The sequence below is a fragment of the Fodinibius sp. SL11 genome, assembly GCF_052060035.1.
Lineage (GTDB): Bacteria > Bacteroidota > Rhodothermia > Balneolales > Balneolaceae > Fodinibius.
Map to the genome: position 1 here is coordinate 684,484 of NZ_JBPOEA010000001.1, position 15,777 is coordinate 700,260.

Annotated in this window: 16 protein-coding genes; 8 read left to right on the forward strand and 8 right to left on the reverse strand. The window is 41.8% G+C overall.

All coding sequences use genetic code 11. The annotated features are described in order from the left end of the window. The first annotated feature begins 187 nt into the window (after positions 1–187). The 5 genes from ACQ76V_RS02835 to ACQ76V_RS02855 all read left to right on the forward strand — a co-directional run bounded on the left by ACQ76V_RS02835 (position 188) and on the right by ACQ76V_RS02855 (position 2,156). The gene (locus ACQ76V_RS02835; protein ID WP_440998950.1) at positions 188–811 is read left to right on the forward strand and encodes a carbonic anhydrase; all 624 of its coding nucleotides are present in this window, start codon (positions 188–190) and stop codon (positions 809–811) included. Between the two features lie 90 nt (positions 812–901). Then, a complete protein-coding gene (locus ACQ76V_RS02840; RefSeq protein ID WP_440998951.1) occupies positions 902–1,501 on the forward strand; it encodes a hypothetical protein in 600 nt (199 codons plus the stop codon). Between the two features lie 43 nt (positions 1,502–1,544). Beyond that, positions 1,545–1,688: an oxidoreductase-like domain-containing protein gene (locus ACQ76V_RS02845; protein ID WP_440998952.1), complete on the forward strand. Its 144-nt coding sequence runs from the start codon at positions 1,545–1,547 to the stop codon at positions 1,686–1,688. 17 nt (positions 1,689–1,705) lie between these two features. Next, complete coding sequence (locus tag ACQ76V_RS02850; protein ID WP_440998953.1) at positions 1,706–1,930, forward strand: translation initiation factor; 225 nt, start codon at positions 1,706–1,708, stop codon at positions 1,928–1,930. Between the two features lie 46 nt (positions 1,931–1,976). Next, entirely contained in the window at positions 1,977–2,156 is a 180-nt protein-coding gene (locus ACQ76V_RS02855) for a hypothetical protein (RefSeq protein WP_440998954.1), read from the forward strand. A gap of 188 nt (positions 2,157–2,344) precedes the next feature. Here the strand turns inward: ACQ76V_RS02855 and ACQ76V_RS02860 are convergent, their stop codons facing one another. The 3 genes from ACQ76V_RS02860 to nei all read right to left on the reverse strand — a co-directional run bounded on the left by ACQ76V_RS02860 (position 2,345) and on the right by nei (position 4,210). Further along, positions 2,345–2,839 (reverse strand): putative metallopeptidase, encoded by a 495-nt coding sequence (locus tag ACQ76V_RS02860; protein ID WP_440998955.1) that lies wholly within the window; start codon positions 2,837–2,839, stop codon positions 2,345–2,347. 69 nt (positions 2,840–2,908) lie between these two features. Then, positions 2,909–3,361, reverse strand: coding sequence for a DinB family protein (locus tag ACQ76V_RS02865; RefSeq protein WP_440998956.1), 453 nt, complete (start codon positions 3,359–3,361; stop codon positions 2,909–2,911). 24 nt (positions 3,362–3,385) lie between these two features. After that, positions 3,386–4,210, reverse strand: coding sequence for an endonuclease VIII (gene nei / locus ACQ76V_RS02870; protein ID WP_440998957.1), 825 nt, complete (start codon positions 4,208–4,210; stop codon positions 3,386–3,388). Between the two features lie 70 nt (positions 4,211–4,280). Between nei and ACQ76V_RS02875 the strand changes: the two genes are divergently transcribed. After that, positions 4,281–4,679 (forward strand): hypothetical protein, encoded by a 399-nt coding sequence (locus tag ACQ76V_RS02875; protein WP_440998958.1) that lies wholly within the window; start codon positions 4,281–4,283, stop codon positions 4,677–4,679. Further along, entirely contained in the window at positions 4,672–5,877 is a 1,206-nt protein-coding gene (locus ACQ76V_RS02880; RefSeq protein WP_440998959.1) for a hypothetical protein, read from the forward strand. Before ACQ76V_RS02875 ends, ACQ76V_RS02880 begins: the two co-directional genes overlap by 8 nt. 50 nt (positions 5,878–5,927) lie before the next feature. On the opposite strand, the gene ACQ76V_RS02885 is transcribed toward ACQ76V_RS02880, so the two are convergent. Together ACQ76V_RS02885 and ACQ76V_RS02890 are read right to left on the reverse strand one after the other, a co-directional pair. Then, a complete protein-coding gene (locus ACQ76V_RS02885; RefSeq protein ID WP_440998960.1) occupies positions 5,928–6,692 on the reverse strand; it encodes a lysophospholipid acyltransferase family protein in 765 nt (254 codons plus the stop codon). Between the two features lie 6 nt (positions 6,693–6,698). Continuing rightward, the gene (locus tag ACQ76V_RS02890; protein WP_440998961.1) at positions 6,699–8,372 is read right to left on the reverse strand and encodes a DEAD/DEAH box helicase; all 1,674 of its coding nucleotides are present in this window, start codon (positions 8,370–8,372) and stop codon (positions 6,699–6,701) included. 179 nt (positions 8,373–8,551) lie between these two features. Between ACQ76V_RS02890 and ACQ76V_RS02895 the strand changes: the two genes are divergently transcribed. Further along, positions 8,552–9,268 (forward strand): FKBP-type peptidyl-prolyl cis-trans isomerase, encoded by a 717-nt coding sequence (locus ACQ76V_RS02895; protein WP_440998962.1) that lies wholly within the window; start codon positions 8,552–8,554, stop codon positions 9,266–9,268. A gap of 83 nt (positions 9,269–9,351) precedes the next feature. Here ACQ76V_RS02895 and ACQ76V_RS02900 read toward each other — a convergent pair whose 3' ends face one another. The 3 genes from ACQ76V_RS02900 to recB all read right to left on the reverse strand — a co-directional run bounded on the left by ACQ76V_RS02900 (position 9,352) and on the right by recB (position 15,776). Beyond that, positions 9,352–10,047, reverse strand: a complete 696-nt coding sequence (locus ACQ76V_RS02900; protein ID WP_440998963.1) for an inorganic pyrophosphatase — start codon at positions 10,045–10,047, stop codon at positions 9,352–9,354. Between the two features lie 276 nt (positions 10,048–10,323). Continuing rightward, the gene (gene recD, locus ACQ76V_RS02905; protein WP_440998964.1) at positions 10,324–12,159 is read right to left on the reverse strand and encodes an exodeoxyribonuclease V subunit alpha; all 1,836 of its coding nucleotides are present in this window, start codon (positions 12,157–12,159) and stop codon (positions 10,324–10,326) included. Continuing rightward, positions 12,159–15,776, reverse strand: coding sequence for an exodeoxyribonuclease V subunit beta (gene recB, locus ACQ76V_RS02910; protein WP_440998965.1), 3,618 nt, complete (start codon positions 15,774–15,776; stop codon positions 12,159–12,161). Before recB ends, recD begins: the two co-directional genes overlap by 1 nt. Position 15,777 lies beyond the last annotated feature (1 nt).

Below are 15,777 nucleotides of genomic sequence, written 5' to 3' on the forward strand. Positions count from 1 at the left end.
ATTATAAATTGTATTAATTGCTTCAATCCTCCTACCCTCATCTTCCAGGAAGGAATTTCATTGATTAAATAAAATCTCTCTCGTAGAAGAGGAATTTAGGGAGATGGAATCAAGCTCAATGTCCAAATAAAAGTACCAGAAATTGAATATGCTTCATATACTTATAAAAAAATTAGCTTTTTAAGTTATGAGTAATCTATTGCAACTCTTTGAAAACAACGAAAAATGGGCTGATAATATCAGACAGCAACAGCCCGATTTCTTCGAGGAATCGGCCAAGGGACAAAGCCCCAGTATTTTGTGGATTGGCTGCTCCGACAGCCGCGTCCCTCCTGTCCAGCTTACCGAGCTCGGCCCCGGCGATCTGTTTGTCCACCGCAATATAGCCAACGTTATCCATCACTCTGATATCAACAGTCAATCGGTAATACAGTATGCCGTCAGTGTATTAAAAGTAAAACATGTGGTGGTTTGTGGTCATTATGGCTGTGGCGGCGTAACAGCAGCATATGAAGATCAAACACTGGGACTGATTGACAACTGGCTTGCTAATATTGAGGATGTCTACCATACCCATCAAAACGAAATTGAAGCCCAGGCAACCAAAGAGAAAAAACTAAATCGCTTTTGCGAGCTCAACGTACGAGAACAGGTTAAAAACATCTGCCACTCCCCTTTTGTCCAGCAGGCATGGGATCAGGGTCAGGAGTTAAATGTTCACGGATTAATTTATGATCTCGAAACCGGACTGCTTAACGATTTGGATATCCACATCACCTCTGCCAAAGAAGCCTCTGACTTGCAAAGTTAACCCTTCGGTCTATGAGATACGTTTCATATATTTAGCTGTAATTTCAAATCATGGTAACCGCTTACCCAATTTTATAAAATCATAAGTCTGATGGATATTCAAACGACTGAAAACCAGTTTCAAAACGTTTCTTATAGAGATGATGTGTATAACGAGCTATTAAATCATCTGGAATCTGACGTTGAAAAAGATCGGCATCACTTAAGCTTGTTTTTGGGGATTTTTGAACCTAACAAACAAAAGGCACTGCAAGATATTGAGCAAAGGTTACATCGAAAAGTGCACGTTGTTGATACTTCAGATCTGGCCTCTCGTATTGAATCTGAATCGTTTAAAAAGCTCGATGACTTTTTTGACAACATGGAACAATCCGAGGATATCCTGTACTTCAAAAATGGCGAAAAACTTTGTGGCGTATATTCCAGCTATTCCCATTCTCACACGAAGTATGCAACTCCCCAAGAGCGTTATTTCTTGAAGAAAGTAAAAGACTTCAACGGTCTCGTTATCGTTGATATTGAAGAGTTTTCGGATGCCGATAAAACATTGCGACGTGCAGCTGGTTCGGTCATTTCATTTACCTTGCCCGAATCTAAACTTAAACGTGCTTTTTGGCATCTGCGGAATTTTTCTCCCCACGGCTTTGAGCTCAAGACCACTCGTCCCGAAGCATACGGCGAAACAGGTTAAATAAATTGAACAGAGACTAAGCTTCTCATAATTTTTTGTTTAGATGCGTAAACCCATAAAACCCCTCCCCACCGACTGTTGCGGTTCGGGGTGTCCCAAATGCATTTACGAGATTTATGAAGAGCATCTGAAAAGGTATAAGGAGTGGAAAAATCAGCAGAAAGAAAATCAGAATAAGGAAATTTAAAAGCAGCAAAAACGATTATGGCCATTAATATTAAACTGGATACCAGCGGGCGACGCGGCAAAACGGTTACAATGATTACAAATATCCAGCATAACCCACAGGTTATCGAGAAGCTGGAAAAACAGCTTAAACAAAAATGTGGTGCCGGGGGGACGAGTTATGCTAAAACGATTGAAATCCAGGGGGACCACGTCGATAAAGTACGCACTTTTTTACAGGATGAAGGATATAATGTTAAGTAGAGTAATACTTTAACAAATAAAATTTCTCAACCGATAATCCCGTATTATGAGCCTTAATATTTCAGAAAAGGAATACCAAGAGATATTAGAACAGATCAAAGATGATGACAGCCCGGTGGGTATTGATGCCGGAAAAACGCATGTGCTCATTTTGCAAAAATTATTACGTATTGAACGCCGCCTGGAAGCGCTCGAAATGCGTTTCTTTGAAGAAGAGGAGGAATAATTAATCCTTATCCATAAGGCTTTTGAATAATTCCTTCTGCTCTTTTCTTATGGATGAGTACCGGTCGGTACTCTAACATACTATTCTGCGAGACTATTGACGAGCGCAGCCCTACAAAATTTGAATAATCAATAAAAAGGGATATGGCCAAACTATATCCCTAAAGACAGATTCCATAACAGGGTTACCTACAGATTTACTTTACTTTCTCTTTTGGGATCTAAATCATAAAGCGATGAAACCGTAGCCTGCACCGTCTTATACCATTCATTGCCATATTTATCATTGATCTCATAAAAGTCTGAAAAGTCGGGTTTGCGAACCTTCATTTTCCACTCTTGATTTTTGGCTTTGTACACAGGATCAACATGTAAAAGCTGATGGAATACGACCATCTCACGGGTTTTTTGGTCAAGCATATCCCACATTTCTCCGGAAATTTCAATCAGGTAGTTATGACCGGAATAATATTCGACCTCTCGTGATGCTTTTTTACACTTGGCAGCTTTGTATTTTGAAAGATTTGGATATACCAAGAAATAACCAATAGAAGCAGGACCAAAATCAAGGCTTTCCCGCTCTATCACTGTTTCAGCAATTTTTGCAATTTCAGGAGATTCCATTAATTGTTTGTTACTGTGTGCTACGGTATCTCCGGGTTTCAAAAAATCATTGTCTTTCATGGACGAACTTCTTCAATTTTAAATTCACAATTTCGTGGCTACCAAAGGTATGATTCTAAGGCGATCTTTTCATCCATTTTTAGACATAATTCTTCGCAAATAATTAATCTGTCCGAGGTGATAATTTAAGTGCCTATATAAGTGAATTAAAAATCCTCTTGTTGTTGACTCAAAAGGAACTTCCATAGGATAGTCAGCTTCAATTTCTTCATCGCCAAGCTCATAATAAATAGCATCCAAAGTTTGCTTTAAAGCTTCCACATCAGAGATAAGATTTTCTTTAGGGATCGGAATATTTTCAAATTCACGCTCCCTATCTCTTTCATATGCCGTATTTCCAAGCCCTTTCCCAATAAAGTGATTCATATTTCCTGCCAGGTGCTGAACTAATACACCAATACTGTTAGCTATCCCCTCGGGAGTTTCCCAGAGAATTGCTTCGGGCGTATCCCTGAGGTTCTCGATAAGACGATTTAAGTCTCGTTGAAAAAGAGCGTTTAAATCTTGTTGTGAAGAGCTCATAATATAGATTTATTTATTCCATATTTAATCCTGAAGTTGACAATTGGGGCAGAAATATATTTTACGCCCGCCCGTTTTGTCTTCTTCAATAATGGAACCGCATTTATGGCAGCGATCATCCGTACGTTTATAAACGAAATGCCGATAGTCGCTGTATGACGCATTTTCTCGCTTTAGCGCTTCAACGATCTTCTGATCATTTGTAATTCCTCCCGTTTCGTACGATCGGGTGGTAAGTTTATATGTTGCCTCGGCAAGTGCCTCCTTTTCCTCCCCTGTATATTCTCGAAGTTTTTTCTCTGGGTTAACCTTGGCATAAAACATGATTTCACTCCGCAGGTAATTGCCGATGCCACTTACAAAGCCTTGATCCAGCAGTAGGGTTGTCAACTTGCGATTTTTGAACTTCTCCGACTTAAATTGAACCAAAATATCTTCATAAGTCGTATCAGGATGTAATACATCGGGTCCTAATTTTTTGATATAGGAATGCTGGTCTACTTCCTCACGGTTCAACATCTCAATTTCAGAAGCCGAATACAGATAAGCTGATTTATCACCGTTATGAATGGCAACACGAAGCGACCGATTGGTATCGGGTTCTTTATCCGCATCACTTACCATCCATTTTCCATATAGCTGGTTGTGGCTATACATGACGTTATTATTATCAAAAAAGGTAAGCAGGGCTTTCCCGCGAGCCTCCACATTTTCAACAGATTGTCCTTTAAGCTTTGCTTCGTAATCCTTTAATTCATCAAAGGCAAAATAAAGGTCTTCTATAGGTCGATCTTTAAGGGCTTTGGTTAACGAATCAGCAGTTCTCCAAATTTCTGGTCCTTCTGGCATAAAGAGTATTTTTAACTGTTAAAATTTTCATTGACCTTACAACTTTAAGCTTTAAATCGTTTCGGATATTATGGTTAGAACCATGGCTGCCATCGCAGCAGGATATTTTTCTATTGCTGCCCTAAACAGTTTTATACATCTAATTACCTCCATCTATTTCAGGGCCGACATTACGCTCACTGGCATAAGCCATCTGCCGTCCACTTCATGGGTCATCGGTATAACGTTTTTACAGTTTGCTTTCGGCCTGTTTGGAGGATTGCTTGCGACTACCATAGCGAAACATACTTCAAAGGTAATTTTGGGATTCATATTAATCATGGTAGCTGTATCGCTCATCAACTACTCCGTAATGGCTGAAACTGAACCTCTCTGGTACCTGATAATAGCACCCGTGCTAACAATAAGCGGAATATATATGGGTTACCGGCTCCAAACGCAAGAATCAAAACCACAGTTTTATGAATAAGAACTACACACTTGTTTTATTATTTTCAGTATTAATATGGGGATGTACCTCAAACCCGCAAACCGTTAAACAGTTTTCAAATCCAGCATCACCCAATAGCGTTTATCCCTACCTGTTCAGCACCGGGGATCAATTATATATGAGCTGGATTACGAACAATCAAAACCAAACGCATAGCCTTAATTACGCATCGTATTCTAACAATAAGTGGACCTCCACAAAAACCATTGCCACTGATTCTACCTGGTTTATAAATTGGGCCGACTTCCCTTCTATTATTGCCGATCAAAATGGGCCCATTGCCGCTCACTGGCTTAATAAAAAACCAGGAGGCTCCTATGCTTATGATGTCAATATCTCAACAGCTGACAATTCAGGAAACTGGAACAAGACTTTAACACCTCATAACGATGATACGCCCACTGAACACGGATTCGCATCAATTATTCCCTGGGATGAAGATAGGTTCTTAGCCGTTTGGCTGGATGGGCGCAAAACGAATGGACGATCAGACGAAGACTATTTTAATATTACCTTTGCTATGACCTTAAGGGGTGCGCTTATCAATAAAGAGGGTGATATATTGCGACGATTTCTTATAGATGATTCGGTCTGCGACTGCTGTCAGACATCATTGGTAAAAACAACTGATGGAGCAATGGTAGCCTATCGAAATCGAACTAATAATGAGGTTCGCGATATTTATACCAGTCGGTTTAACGGAAATCAATGGACCAGCCCCAAAGCTGTTTTTGAAGATGGCTGGGAAATTGGCGCTTGTCCGGTAAATGGTCCTAAACTTGCTGCGGAAGATTCTTTAGTTGTCGTGGCTTGGCATACCGGTGCCCAAGACACCCCCACCGCTAAGTTTACTTTCTCTATGGATAGCGGACAGACCTTTAATGAACCCATTCAGCTAAATACAAACACCTCTTTAGGTCGCGTCGATGCTGAGATTATTGATAAAAACATCTACCTATCCTGGATGGAAAAAGGTGATGCTAACACTCGATTAAGGCTTTCTGCTTTCAATAAACAAAGCCCGCTTAACAGTCCCCGAACGGTTGCTGTTCTCAATGAATCACGAAAGACCGGCTTTCCACAAATGGAACATTTAGAAAATAAATTAATCTTTGCCTGGACTAATGCCGATAGTGCTCAGACAAAAATTATCACTAAAAGCGTTGCTATTCCTTAGATTTGAAAGTGCCCACGTGGGGCTATGGCTAAAAGAGTTGCTAAGATAGCTTAATCCTCCGATACATTGTCTATCTTTGAAGGTTCTTGCTCCCGCCACTCGGATAGTTGATCTAAAATATCCTGCCGAACTTCATTTGTTAGTTTTTGAATATCTGATTTCTCGAGTTCCTCTGTTGAGATGGGATCAAGAATTTTCAATTTAATATGTTTGGCTACACCAAACTTCCAACTGCGTTTAGGCAACGTATTTTGCGTACCGTCAATCACCATTGGTAAAATCGGTATTTGTTCTCTGATTGCAAGATCAAAAGCCCCAGCCTTAAACCGATTTAAATTTCCATTTCGCGATCGGGTACCTTCCGGAAAGAACATCACTGAACAGTTGTGACGAAGATAAAACCTGGCTTGTTTATAGGTCTGTTTTCTGCGATCACGGGCTTCACGATCTACCGAAATATCCCCCGCAAGTTTCATCATCCACCCAATAACCGGCGTATCAAATAACTCTTTTTTCGCTATCCATTTCATTTCCCACGGTAAATTTGAAATCAACGGAATATCGGCCTGTGACAAATGATTACAAACCATGATATATGGCTTGCGGTCATCGATATCTTGGTATCCAGTAATGACAATCTGCCAGTTGGGGTTTATTTTCGAGATGTATTTCCCAAGTTTACGGAATAGTTTTCCCGTTCTATACCGGGCCGGATCGCGATCAAATAAGCGACTCACCGCTAACAACGGCAGCCATACTATAACCAATATGACGATGCCAATCCAAATCAGGATAGATTTTATCACTTCCCACATGCTGCTCTAAAATCCAATCTTAGGAATATAGCTTTTGATGACGCCCCAAATACCTTTTGCTGGCTTGAGAGATCGCCGGTTTCGGGAAACAGCTTTTTCAATAATTTCCGGCTGAAAAATATCTTCCTCCTGTTCCGCTTCCCGAATATGTTTGGGGATATTAATATTTTTTCCGGATCGTCCTGAGTTATTTTTCTTGGGCGAACTTTTCTTACTGCCCGAGGATTTCTTTTGCTCACTGCCGTTTGATTTCTCCTTCGATCTACTTGGACGCGGCTTTCGCTCTTTCTTCTCCTTTGATTTCTGTTGGGAACCTTTATTCCCGGACTCACTCTCATTCTCCTGCTTAGCCTGCTCTTTGGATTTCTCCTTTTTAGGCTTGGTCTCCTTTTTTTGCTCTGTGGACTGCTTGTCGTCTTTCTTATCTTCAGCTTCTTTGGCAAACTTACTTTCCTCTCTGGAAACAGGCTTTTTTCTTTTTTCAGACTTTTCCTTTGGCTTCGTTTCCTGTTGTACTTTCCCATTTGAAGGCCGCTCTTTTTTCTTCGCATCCTTTTCTTTGGATGACCTTTCATCGGGAAGATCTTTGACCGTCAGCTGGTCGCCTACTACATTCTTAATCGCATGATAGTACTTCTTATCTTTATTGCTGACGAACGTAATGGCAGTCCCCTTTTTGTCGTATCGTCCCGTTCGACCAATGCGGTGAATATAATCTTCCGGATTATTCGGAACATCAAAATTGACGATAAGGGATACGTCATCGATATCAATACCCCGCGAGAGTACATCGGTGGCCACCATCACAGGATGGGTCTTATTTTTAAACAGTCGCAATGCCTCATTGCGCTCTTCCTGATCGCGATCCCCATGCATACTTACCGCGTTCACGCCCCGCTTTTTGAGCATGCGTTCCACTTCATCGGTGCCACGCTTAGTCGCACAAAACACAATAGCCGTTTTGTATTTATCGGCGTCAAAGAGTTGTTCAAAGAGAGATAATTTCTGTTTAGGATGTACAAAGTAAATTTGCTGATCTACGCTGTCGGCAGGTTTGGATACCTCAAATTCCACCTCAACCGGATCCACCATTACCTGATCGACGACTTTCTGCACCTCTTCGACCATTGTAGCAGAAAACAGCATTGTTTGCCGCTTTTTGGGCAACTGTTCAACAATTTTCATCACATCGGGCAAAAATCCCATATCGAGCATACGATCAGCTTCATCCAACACCAGAAAGTCCAGCCCGCTAAAATCAAGATTGAGTACATTCATCTGATCAATCAAACGCCCCGGAGTAGCTACAATAATATCAACGCCCGCTCGAATAGCTTTAACCTGAGTTCCGTAATCACTTCCACCCGTTACCGTAGCAGATGTAACACCGGTATGATATCCCAATGCGAAAATCTGTTCTTCGATCTGTTGTGCAAGCTCACGCGTTGGGGATAAGATGAGCGCTTGGGTGTCTTCTGACTTATCGTTCATGATTTTCTGGAGCAACGGAATAACAAATGCCCCTGTTTTACCTGTTCCCGTCTGTGCTGCCCCAATAACATCTTTGCCTTCTAAAATAAGTGGGATACATTCTTCCTGAATGGGCGTAGGTTCGCTGTAGCGCAAATCATTCAACCCCATCATGAGCTCATTGCTCAGATTAAACTTCTCGAAACTCAATATGCTGTTTTGTTAATTTACAATTACTGTGATATGCATGCGCTTCTTTATGAATTCTAAAGATACGATTTTCTTGGCAATTCACTTAACAGAGTCTGTTATTTTTTAAAAGCTAAAATTTGGATAACTTCGAAGACTATTCAGAAATTCATAACAAGAATTAATCTTTACAAATACTTATGAAGTACACAACCTATATTTTTTATTTTCTATTAGCCGGTGTTCTTGCCTTTTCCGGCTGTAATTCCAATTCGGGTAATGTTTCTCTGGAAACTGAAGCAGATACGCTTAGCTATAGCTTAGGCTTTCAAAACGGACAGTTTATGGCTGAAAGTGGTATGAGTGAAGATATTGACCCAGAGCTGGTAAAAGCGGGATTAGAACAGGCGATGAACAAGCAGGAAGGTCTGCTTTCTGATGTGGAAATGAAGCAAGCGATCCAAAAGTTTCAAATAGAAGCACGCCAAAAGGCCCAGCAGAAGAAAATTGAAGAAAGCAAGGGAAATCAGGAAAAGGGGGAAGAATTTCTGGCTAAAAACAAAGAAAAAGAAGGAGTACAAGTTACAGATAGCGGTCTGCAGTACAAAGTACTTGAAGAAGGTTCTGGGGCTACCCCCGGCGAAGAAGACCAGGTACGTGTTGATTATGAAGGCACGCTCATAGATGGTACGGTATTCGATAGTTCTTACGAACGAGGAGAACCTGCTACCTTTCCGGTAAACCGTGTAATCCCGGGCTGGACTGAAGGACTCCAACTAATGAAAGAAGGAGCAAAATACAAGTTCTTTATTCCAGGCGACTTAGCTTACGGACAAAATCCTCCTCCCGGAAGTCAAATTGGAGTCAACGAAACACTCATTTTTGAAGTAGAACTTCTTGAAGTTAATCCGGAATAGACGTTAAAACGAAAATATTTCTTTTTGTATAGTGTAGAAAAGCTTGGCAGAATTCCCTGTCAAGCTTTTCTAATTTGAACCACCTACTCAAGCCCCGATCCGATCAACTCAAACAATTCTTTTTTATCAACATTAAAGCGATCGTTATAATCCTTAATGCTTCTTGTTATGACCTCGGCCGCTTCCTTTTGGTTATAGATATGAGTTATTTCTACTTCCCTTTCTTCATCGCTGAACGGCCGCTGTTTATAGGTCAAAAAATAATGTGACAACCGTTCTACAATATGTTTGGGCACATCTTGAATATCGTTCATCCCCCCAAATGAGGCATCTCCTTTCATTACCGCGATTATCTTATCATCAGCCTCTTCCCCGTCAATCATACGAAATCCACCTACGGGTATTGCATCGAGTATGATATTTCCGTGCGGAATATTTCGTTCTGTAATTACACAAATATCGAGCGGATCTTGATCGCCTTCAATATCATCTCTTCCTGTTTTTTGCATGCAATATTCGCCAACCAGCTCATCACATAACGTCTGGGGAACAAACCCATACGGCATAGGACAAATATTTGAAAACCGTTGGGGCCGGTCCACCTTGAGATAACCACTATCTTTATCCAGCTCATACTTCATCGTATCTCCGGGGACAATCTCAATAAAAACTTTAACTACATGAGGATTATCTCTCCCTATATCGATGCCGTGCCAAGGATGAGGCTTGGAGAATAGTTTTGAAAGCTTTAAAAAACGGCGGATATCGGAACGTTTCATAAAAATGAAATTTAATTGATTTGAACCTTTAAAGATATGAAAAAATACCTGCTTAGAAGAGCAAAAAAATAAACAGGACCGGGATCAACCGGCCCTGTTTTGTACGTTGGCTTTTCGGGGTACAAATCAATGGTTACAATAGATAAGTAACCAGGGATCAGTATGTTCAATAATTAATACTCAAAATAATTGGCTTTGTTCCAATTTTTTTGTCTTAATTACTGAAATTAGATAACGCTTGAATTCCCTTATTATTAGACGGAAATTTACCCTTATTTATGACCAAAGATGGTCTCTTAAGCCCGAGGAACGGCGAATTTTCTTTTGAATCCCTTTTTCGAAAATCCGTTTTCGACCGGCAATGGTAATTTTTGTTCGTGCCCTTGTGATGGCCGTATATAAAAGCTCCCTGTTCACGACTTTTGAAACGGTTCGTGGCAATACCAACAACACCTCATCAAACTCTGACCCCTGGCTTTTGTGAACTGTCATGGCATAAGCCGTATTATGATCGGGCAGCCGGCTTGGGGCTATCCCACGTACTTCGCCCTCACTCTCAAAGTATACTTTCAGGTCACCATTCTCATCCTGCAAACAAACTCCGGTATCTCCATTAAACAACCCCAACGTATAATCATTGGTATTGATAATCACCGGCTTCCCGGGATACCATTGCGCATATTTGGGAATGAGTGACTGGTTTTGCAGTATTTGCTCAGTAAGTCTGTTGAGATGGATGATACCCCAGAGCCCTTTTCGATGAGCTGCTAACATCCGGAACCGGTTAAACTTTTTAACCGCATGGCGTGGAGTTTCAGCGTCCAATATATCTTTAAAGAACGAAGAGATTTTTTGGCCTAAAACCAATTCCAATGCTGATTGGCTATTAATGCTGTGAAAGCCGATATCATCATTTGCCGATTGCAAAAGTGACTTTGCTTGGTCGGCATTTCCGTCATTTACCTTTTTGCTTAATTGCCCAATACCGCTGTCCGTTGAAAACCGGTAACTCTTGGTCAGTAACGTAATGTTATCGATGAGTGGAAAGGATTCGCTTGTGATAAACTTATCAGAAACATCGAGCGATAACGTCTTTAACCATTCAGCATTTGTTCGGGAATATATATTATGTTCAATACCACAAATATCGCCGAGTACCGATCCGGCCTCTACCGAAGCCAACTGATCTTTGTCCCCCAATAAAATAAGTCGGGCATCATCAGGCAAAGCCTCTACCAACTTACTCATCAATGCCTGATCTACCATCGAGGCTTCATCCACAATTAACAGATCATACGGCACAGGATTATCCGCATGGTGCTTAAATTGAGAACTGTAGCGCCGGGCGCCCAACAGCTGGTGTATGGTTTGTGCTTTTTCAGGGATAGCTCCCCTGATTTCCGGGTTAACATCCAAGCCCTCCTTGGCACTTAAAATAGCATCCTGCAGACGAGTTGCAGCCTTACCCGTGGGAGCCGCTAAAGCAATATTCAATGGATTTAGATCATCTTGATGCTGTTCCAAAATCAATGCTAAAATACGTACCACGGTTGAAGTCTTTCCCGTTCCCGGTCCACCCGAGATAATGGAGAGTTTATTACGGACCGACGTAGCAGCAGCTACTTGCTGCCAATCCGGAGATTGAGATACATCGGTAAAAAGGCGTTTTAATCCATCCTGCAATAGCGATTCATCAATATTATCAACTTGCTCACGGCTCCGTGCAACCAGTTGTTCAGCCAGCGTGTGTTCGTAATGCCAAAGCTTGTGCATATACAAACGATTGCCGTCATCTAAAATAAGGGGCTTGTAATCGCCGGGTTTACCTACAGCGGGGGATGCTCTCAACATTGACAGCCATTGATCCAGTTTGGGACCTTTTAACCCGTCCTCTTTTGATTGGTTCTCAAAAACAGGCTGACCGGCATAGTCGTCCAAGGGTACACACACGTTTCCTTGTTGATACAGGTAACTTGCCAAGCAGGCAGCGATCAGGACTTCATTGTTAAGTGTTGGATGGCATTCCTTGAGAAAACGACCCCATTCCACGTCAATGGCATGAATAATTTCTTTTTGGCGAAGTGAATCCAATTCCTGCATTATATTATCCATCACTTCTCCCCTTTGATGTATGCATTCAACGTAGTAATGACTTGTTCCTCAGGGCGATCAAAGAAAATGCCTTCCCGACCCTGTCCATTCATACCCCTTACAAAAAGGTAAAAAGCACCCCCAAAATGATCTTCATAGGTATAAGACGGCAGGCGCTTTTTTAAGAATCGATGAAGTGCCACGGTATAAATGTGATACTGTAGATCATAAGAGGCTTCTTTCATTTCCTGTTCTAATTGATCCTGACGATAATTGCGTATAGCATCTCCGAGATAATTGGTCTTGTAATCCAGTAGATAATATTTCCCGTCAAACTCGAACGTCAAGTCTATAAATCCCTTTAAAAAACCGGTTACTGCCATGCCTTTATTTTCCCAGTCAGGAGCGGTTTCACCTCTAATAATGGATAACAGTTTCCGAGTCTGAATCCGCCCATTTTGATAATAAAACTCCATCTCTGGAATCTGGCTATCTTTAACAGCAGACAAGCTGAAGGCTTCATTATCTTGATGGAGCGATTTATTCAACACCAGTTCAAGCATATCCGAAACGGTATCTTTCCAGTCCCCATCAATGCCATTTAGCTGTAACTGTTTGGTGATAACCTGATTTTTGTCACCCGATTTCGAAAAGTAATCTTCAAAAATATTATGGATACACGTCCCCGGTTGTGGTCCCTTTGGAAAAGTAAACATGGTTTTTTCTTCAGGATAATCCTCATCCGGTACCTTATAGTTTTCATAATCAGTAAACTGATCATAATCCGGTACATCAGGATCATCTTCCTCCATCCAGCTGCTAAGCGATGAAAAACTTGACACGCTGTAACTGGTTGTTAGCGGTAACGACCGATTAAACCTTCTAACTTTATATGGCTTCTGGTCGTCTTCAAACTGATTAAACGTGCTATCCCCCTGGACATTAGTGCCCTCTTCAAGAGTAAATAAGTGACTATTTTTCTTACAAAGGGTTTCAAGTACTTCATGCATCTCATCGGCAGACCAATCTACCGACTCTCCATAATCCACTTTTGATTTTAAAATAGCTTCGGCTTGATCCGGATCCTGTAGCAAGTAGGCCAGTGATGAAAACTCGGTATCCTTGGCAAAAGCCCACGTTAAATACAGGCAATGTTCAGCGCGTGTCATCGCTACGTAAGCCAACCGAAGGCTTTCTGCCAACTCTTCCTTGTGATGGTAAAATCGTTTTTCGGGTCGATTTGGTCCATCCTTACCACTTAAATCCAGATAGGCAGTTTCTGGCTGGTTGGTATGATGATACGTAAGCGGACTTCCGTTCTTTTGAATTCGTGGTCCATCCCATAAGAACGGACAAAACACAATAGGATATTGGAGCCCCTTACTTTTGTGCATGGTAACGACCTTTACCAAGGCCTCATCACTTTCCAGGCGCATCTGTTCTTCATCTCTACTATTGTTGGTCGTATCCTGGCGCTTTCGTGCCAGCCAGTGTAGTAAACTGCGTATTCCTTCTCTTTGGTTACGGGATTCCTCCTCCAGTAATTCTCCGAGGTGCAATAAATTGGTCAGTCGCCGCTCACCGTCATTGTATTTAATTACGTGCTCCTGAACACCCAACGTTTTTAACAAAGAGCGATACATTGCAGAAAACCCTTTCTCTATCCACATTTTATGCCAATCCGAAAATTGCTGAAGCATCTCAGGCCAATTATCATCATCTTCAATAGCAAATAATTGAGCGGCCGAATAGTCGGTAAGCGGAAGCGATAATGCTGTTCTGATGAGCGTTTCATTCCCCGGTTCAGCCACAGCTTTCAACAACTGCTCAAGGTGAGCTGCCTCATCACTTTCAAAGACACTTTGATCGCTATGGCGAATACTTTTAATCCCGAGTTCTTTCAAGGCCTCACTTATCAAATTGGCTTGTTTATGTTTGCGTACCAACACAGCAAAATCTTTTGCTTCGACGGGGTCGTCGCCAATATGCACATCTTCATTCCTTCCGCCTTCCAGCAATCGATAAATCTGGTTGGCCGTATCCTCCGCAGCTTTTTTGCGAACATCAGATTTATTTTGGGCATCCTGCCCCGGTTTCGAAAGACTTCGAAATCGAATAGGTGGACGATCCGATCCATATTCTGTTAACGACTCATATTCATCCTCACTCCTGCCCGACCTCACCTTTTTGTATTCGATATCATCATCTACCACAAAAGGCCGATCGTGCTGTCCCCAGAAAGCGTTCAACGCCTCAAGAAGTACGGGGGTTGATCTAAAGTTACGATCCAGGTAATAGCGGTTTTGCTTTGGAGCATCCTTTCGCGCTTTGATATACGAGTAAATATCCGCTCCCCGAAAACCATATATTGACTGTTTGGGATCGCCAATCATAAACAATACACCATCCGAATCCTTATAGACCGTACGAAAAATATCGTATTGATTGGGATCCGTATCCTGAAATTCATCCACCAGAGCAATGGGATATTTCTGCCGTAGTTTTGAAGCTAACCGCGCTCCATATTCATCGTCCAGGAGGGCGTTGCGAAGCCGCAGTAACAGATCATCATACGAAAGCACCTGAAGGTCTTCTTTCTTCTGATTGAGTTCTTCGCGTAGAAAGTTCAACAGTCCTTTTTTGAAAAGAACATCATAATCTTTTATTGATTGAGTAATCTCCCAATATTCATCAGCCAATTCAAAAAACTGGTGTTGAGGCGGATCAATCCCATTCCTAACGGCATTCTTTTTCAAGCTATTATCAATATAGCTTTGGATAAACCGCTCAAATTTGTCAAAGACATTTATAGTAGCAATATCCGAATAGAATATTTTATCCATTTTACCGAACCAGCTTGAAAGCCAATTCGACCGGTAGTTGCTCATTTCGTCTCTACTCAAGAGGGATAACAGTTCTGAGCGATCATCCTTCCAGATGATTTTCATCTTCTCATGCAGCTCCTGTAGCTGCACCAATCGAGACTCTAATCCTTCAATTTGGGCATTTTCAGGCAGCACTTTCAGGTATGGCTTCCCGATATAGTCTTTTAGCTCATTAGCCAGCGAATCGGGATTTATTCCCTTATCATTAAGTAGTTTAAGTAAGGACTTCTTTTGAGGATTTTTTGAAACCTCTGCCACCCAATTCCGCCAGTAATCATCCACAGCCTCCTGCACCAGCTCTTTATCATCGCCAATCATCTCCGCATCGTACATGGCTCGACTCTCAAATGCCTGCTCCTGCAGTGCCTGGTAGCAAAACCCGTGGATGGTATAAATTGAGGCTTCATCAAACGTGCGGACGGCCGCCTCGAGTTTTTCCACCGCCTTTTGGGGACGATCGACCTCTGTCAACAACGCCTCTAAAAAATCATCCGATTCTTTATCTACTCGACCGGACTCTAATACCTCTATTGACGCTCGAATGCGACTCAACAGGCGATCTTTAAGTTCCTTAGTAGCCGCTTCGGTGTACGTAACAACCAGAATTTTGCCTACCGAAATATCTTGCTCGATGAGCGCTCGGATGTACAGCGAAGTGATGTTATACGTTTTCCCTGTCCCCGCGCTGGCCTCCACCAGGTTAATACCCGACAAATCTATTTCAAAAGGTTTTAACAGCTTCATCTTTTCCATG

What these genes read in the sequence shown, in the direction of transcription:
- ACQ76V_RS02835 (WP_440998950.1), top strand. Translation starts at nt 188, where the DNA reads ATGAGTAATCTATTGCAACTCTTTGAAAACAACGAAAAATGGGCTGAT.
- ACQ76V_RS02840 (WP_440998951.1), top strand. Translation starts at nt 902, where the DNA reads ATGGATATTCAAACGACTGAAAACCAGTTTCAAAACGTTTCTTATAGA.
- ACQ76V_RS02845 (WP_440998952.1), top strand. Translation starts at nt 1,545, where the DNA reads ATGCGTAAACCCATAAAACCCCTCCCCACCGACTGTTGCGGTTCGGGG.
- ACQ76V_RS02850 (WP_440998953.1), top strand. Translation starts at nt 1,706, where the DNA reads ATGGCCATTAATATTAAACTGGATACCAGCGGGCGACGCGGCAAAACG.
- ACQ76V_RS02855 (WP_440998954.1), top strand. Translation starts at nt 1,977, where the DNA reads ATGAGCCTTAATATTTCAGAAAAGGAATACCAAGAGATATTAGAACAG.
- ACQ76V_RS02860 (WP_440998955.1), bottom strand. Translation starts at nt 2,839, where the DNA reads ATGAAAGACAATGATTTTTTGAAACCCGGAGATACCGTAGCACACAGT.
- ACQ76V_RS02865 (WP_440998956.1), bottom strand. Translation starts at nt 3,361, where the DNA reads ATGAGCTCTTCACAACAAGATTTAAACGCTCTTTTTCAACGAGACTTA.
- nei (WP_440998957.1), bottom strand. Translation starts at nt 4,210, where the DNA reads ATGCCAGAAGGACCAGAAATTTGGAGAACTGCTGATTCGTTAACCAAA.
- ACQ76V_RS02875 (WP_440998958.1), top strand. Translation starts at nt 4,281, where the DNA reads ATGGTTAGAACCATGGCTGCCATCGCAGCAGGATATTTTTCTATTGCT.
- ACQ76V_RS02880 (WP_440998959.1), top strand. Translation starts at nt 4,672, where the DNA reads ATGAATAAGAACTACACACTTGTTTTATTATTTTCAGTATTAATATGG.
- ACQ76V_RS02885 (WP_440998960.1), bottom strand. Translation starts at nt 6,692, where the DNA reads ATGTGGGAAGTGATAAAATCTATCCTGATTTGGATTGGCATCGTCATA.
- ACQ76V_RS02895 (WP_440998962.1), top strand. Translation starts at nt 8,552, where the DNA reads ATGAAGTACACAACCTATATTTTTTATTTTCTATTAGCCGGTGTTCTT.
- ACQ76V_RS02900 (WP_440998963.1), bottom strand. Translation starts at nt 10,047, where the DNA reads ATGAAACGTTCCGATATCCGCCGTTTTTTAAAGCTTTCAAAACTATTC.
- recD (WP_440998964.1), bottom strand. Translation starts at nt 12,159, where the DNA reads ATGGATAATATAATGCAGGAATTGGATTCACTTCGCCAAAAAGAAATT.
- recB (WP_440998965.1), bottom strand. Translation starts at nt 15,776, where the DNA reads ATGGAAAAGATGAAGCTGTTAAAACCTTTTGAAATAGATTTGTCGGGT.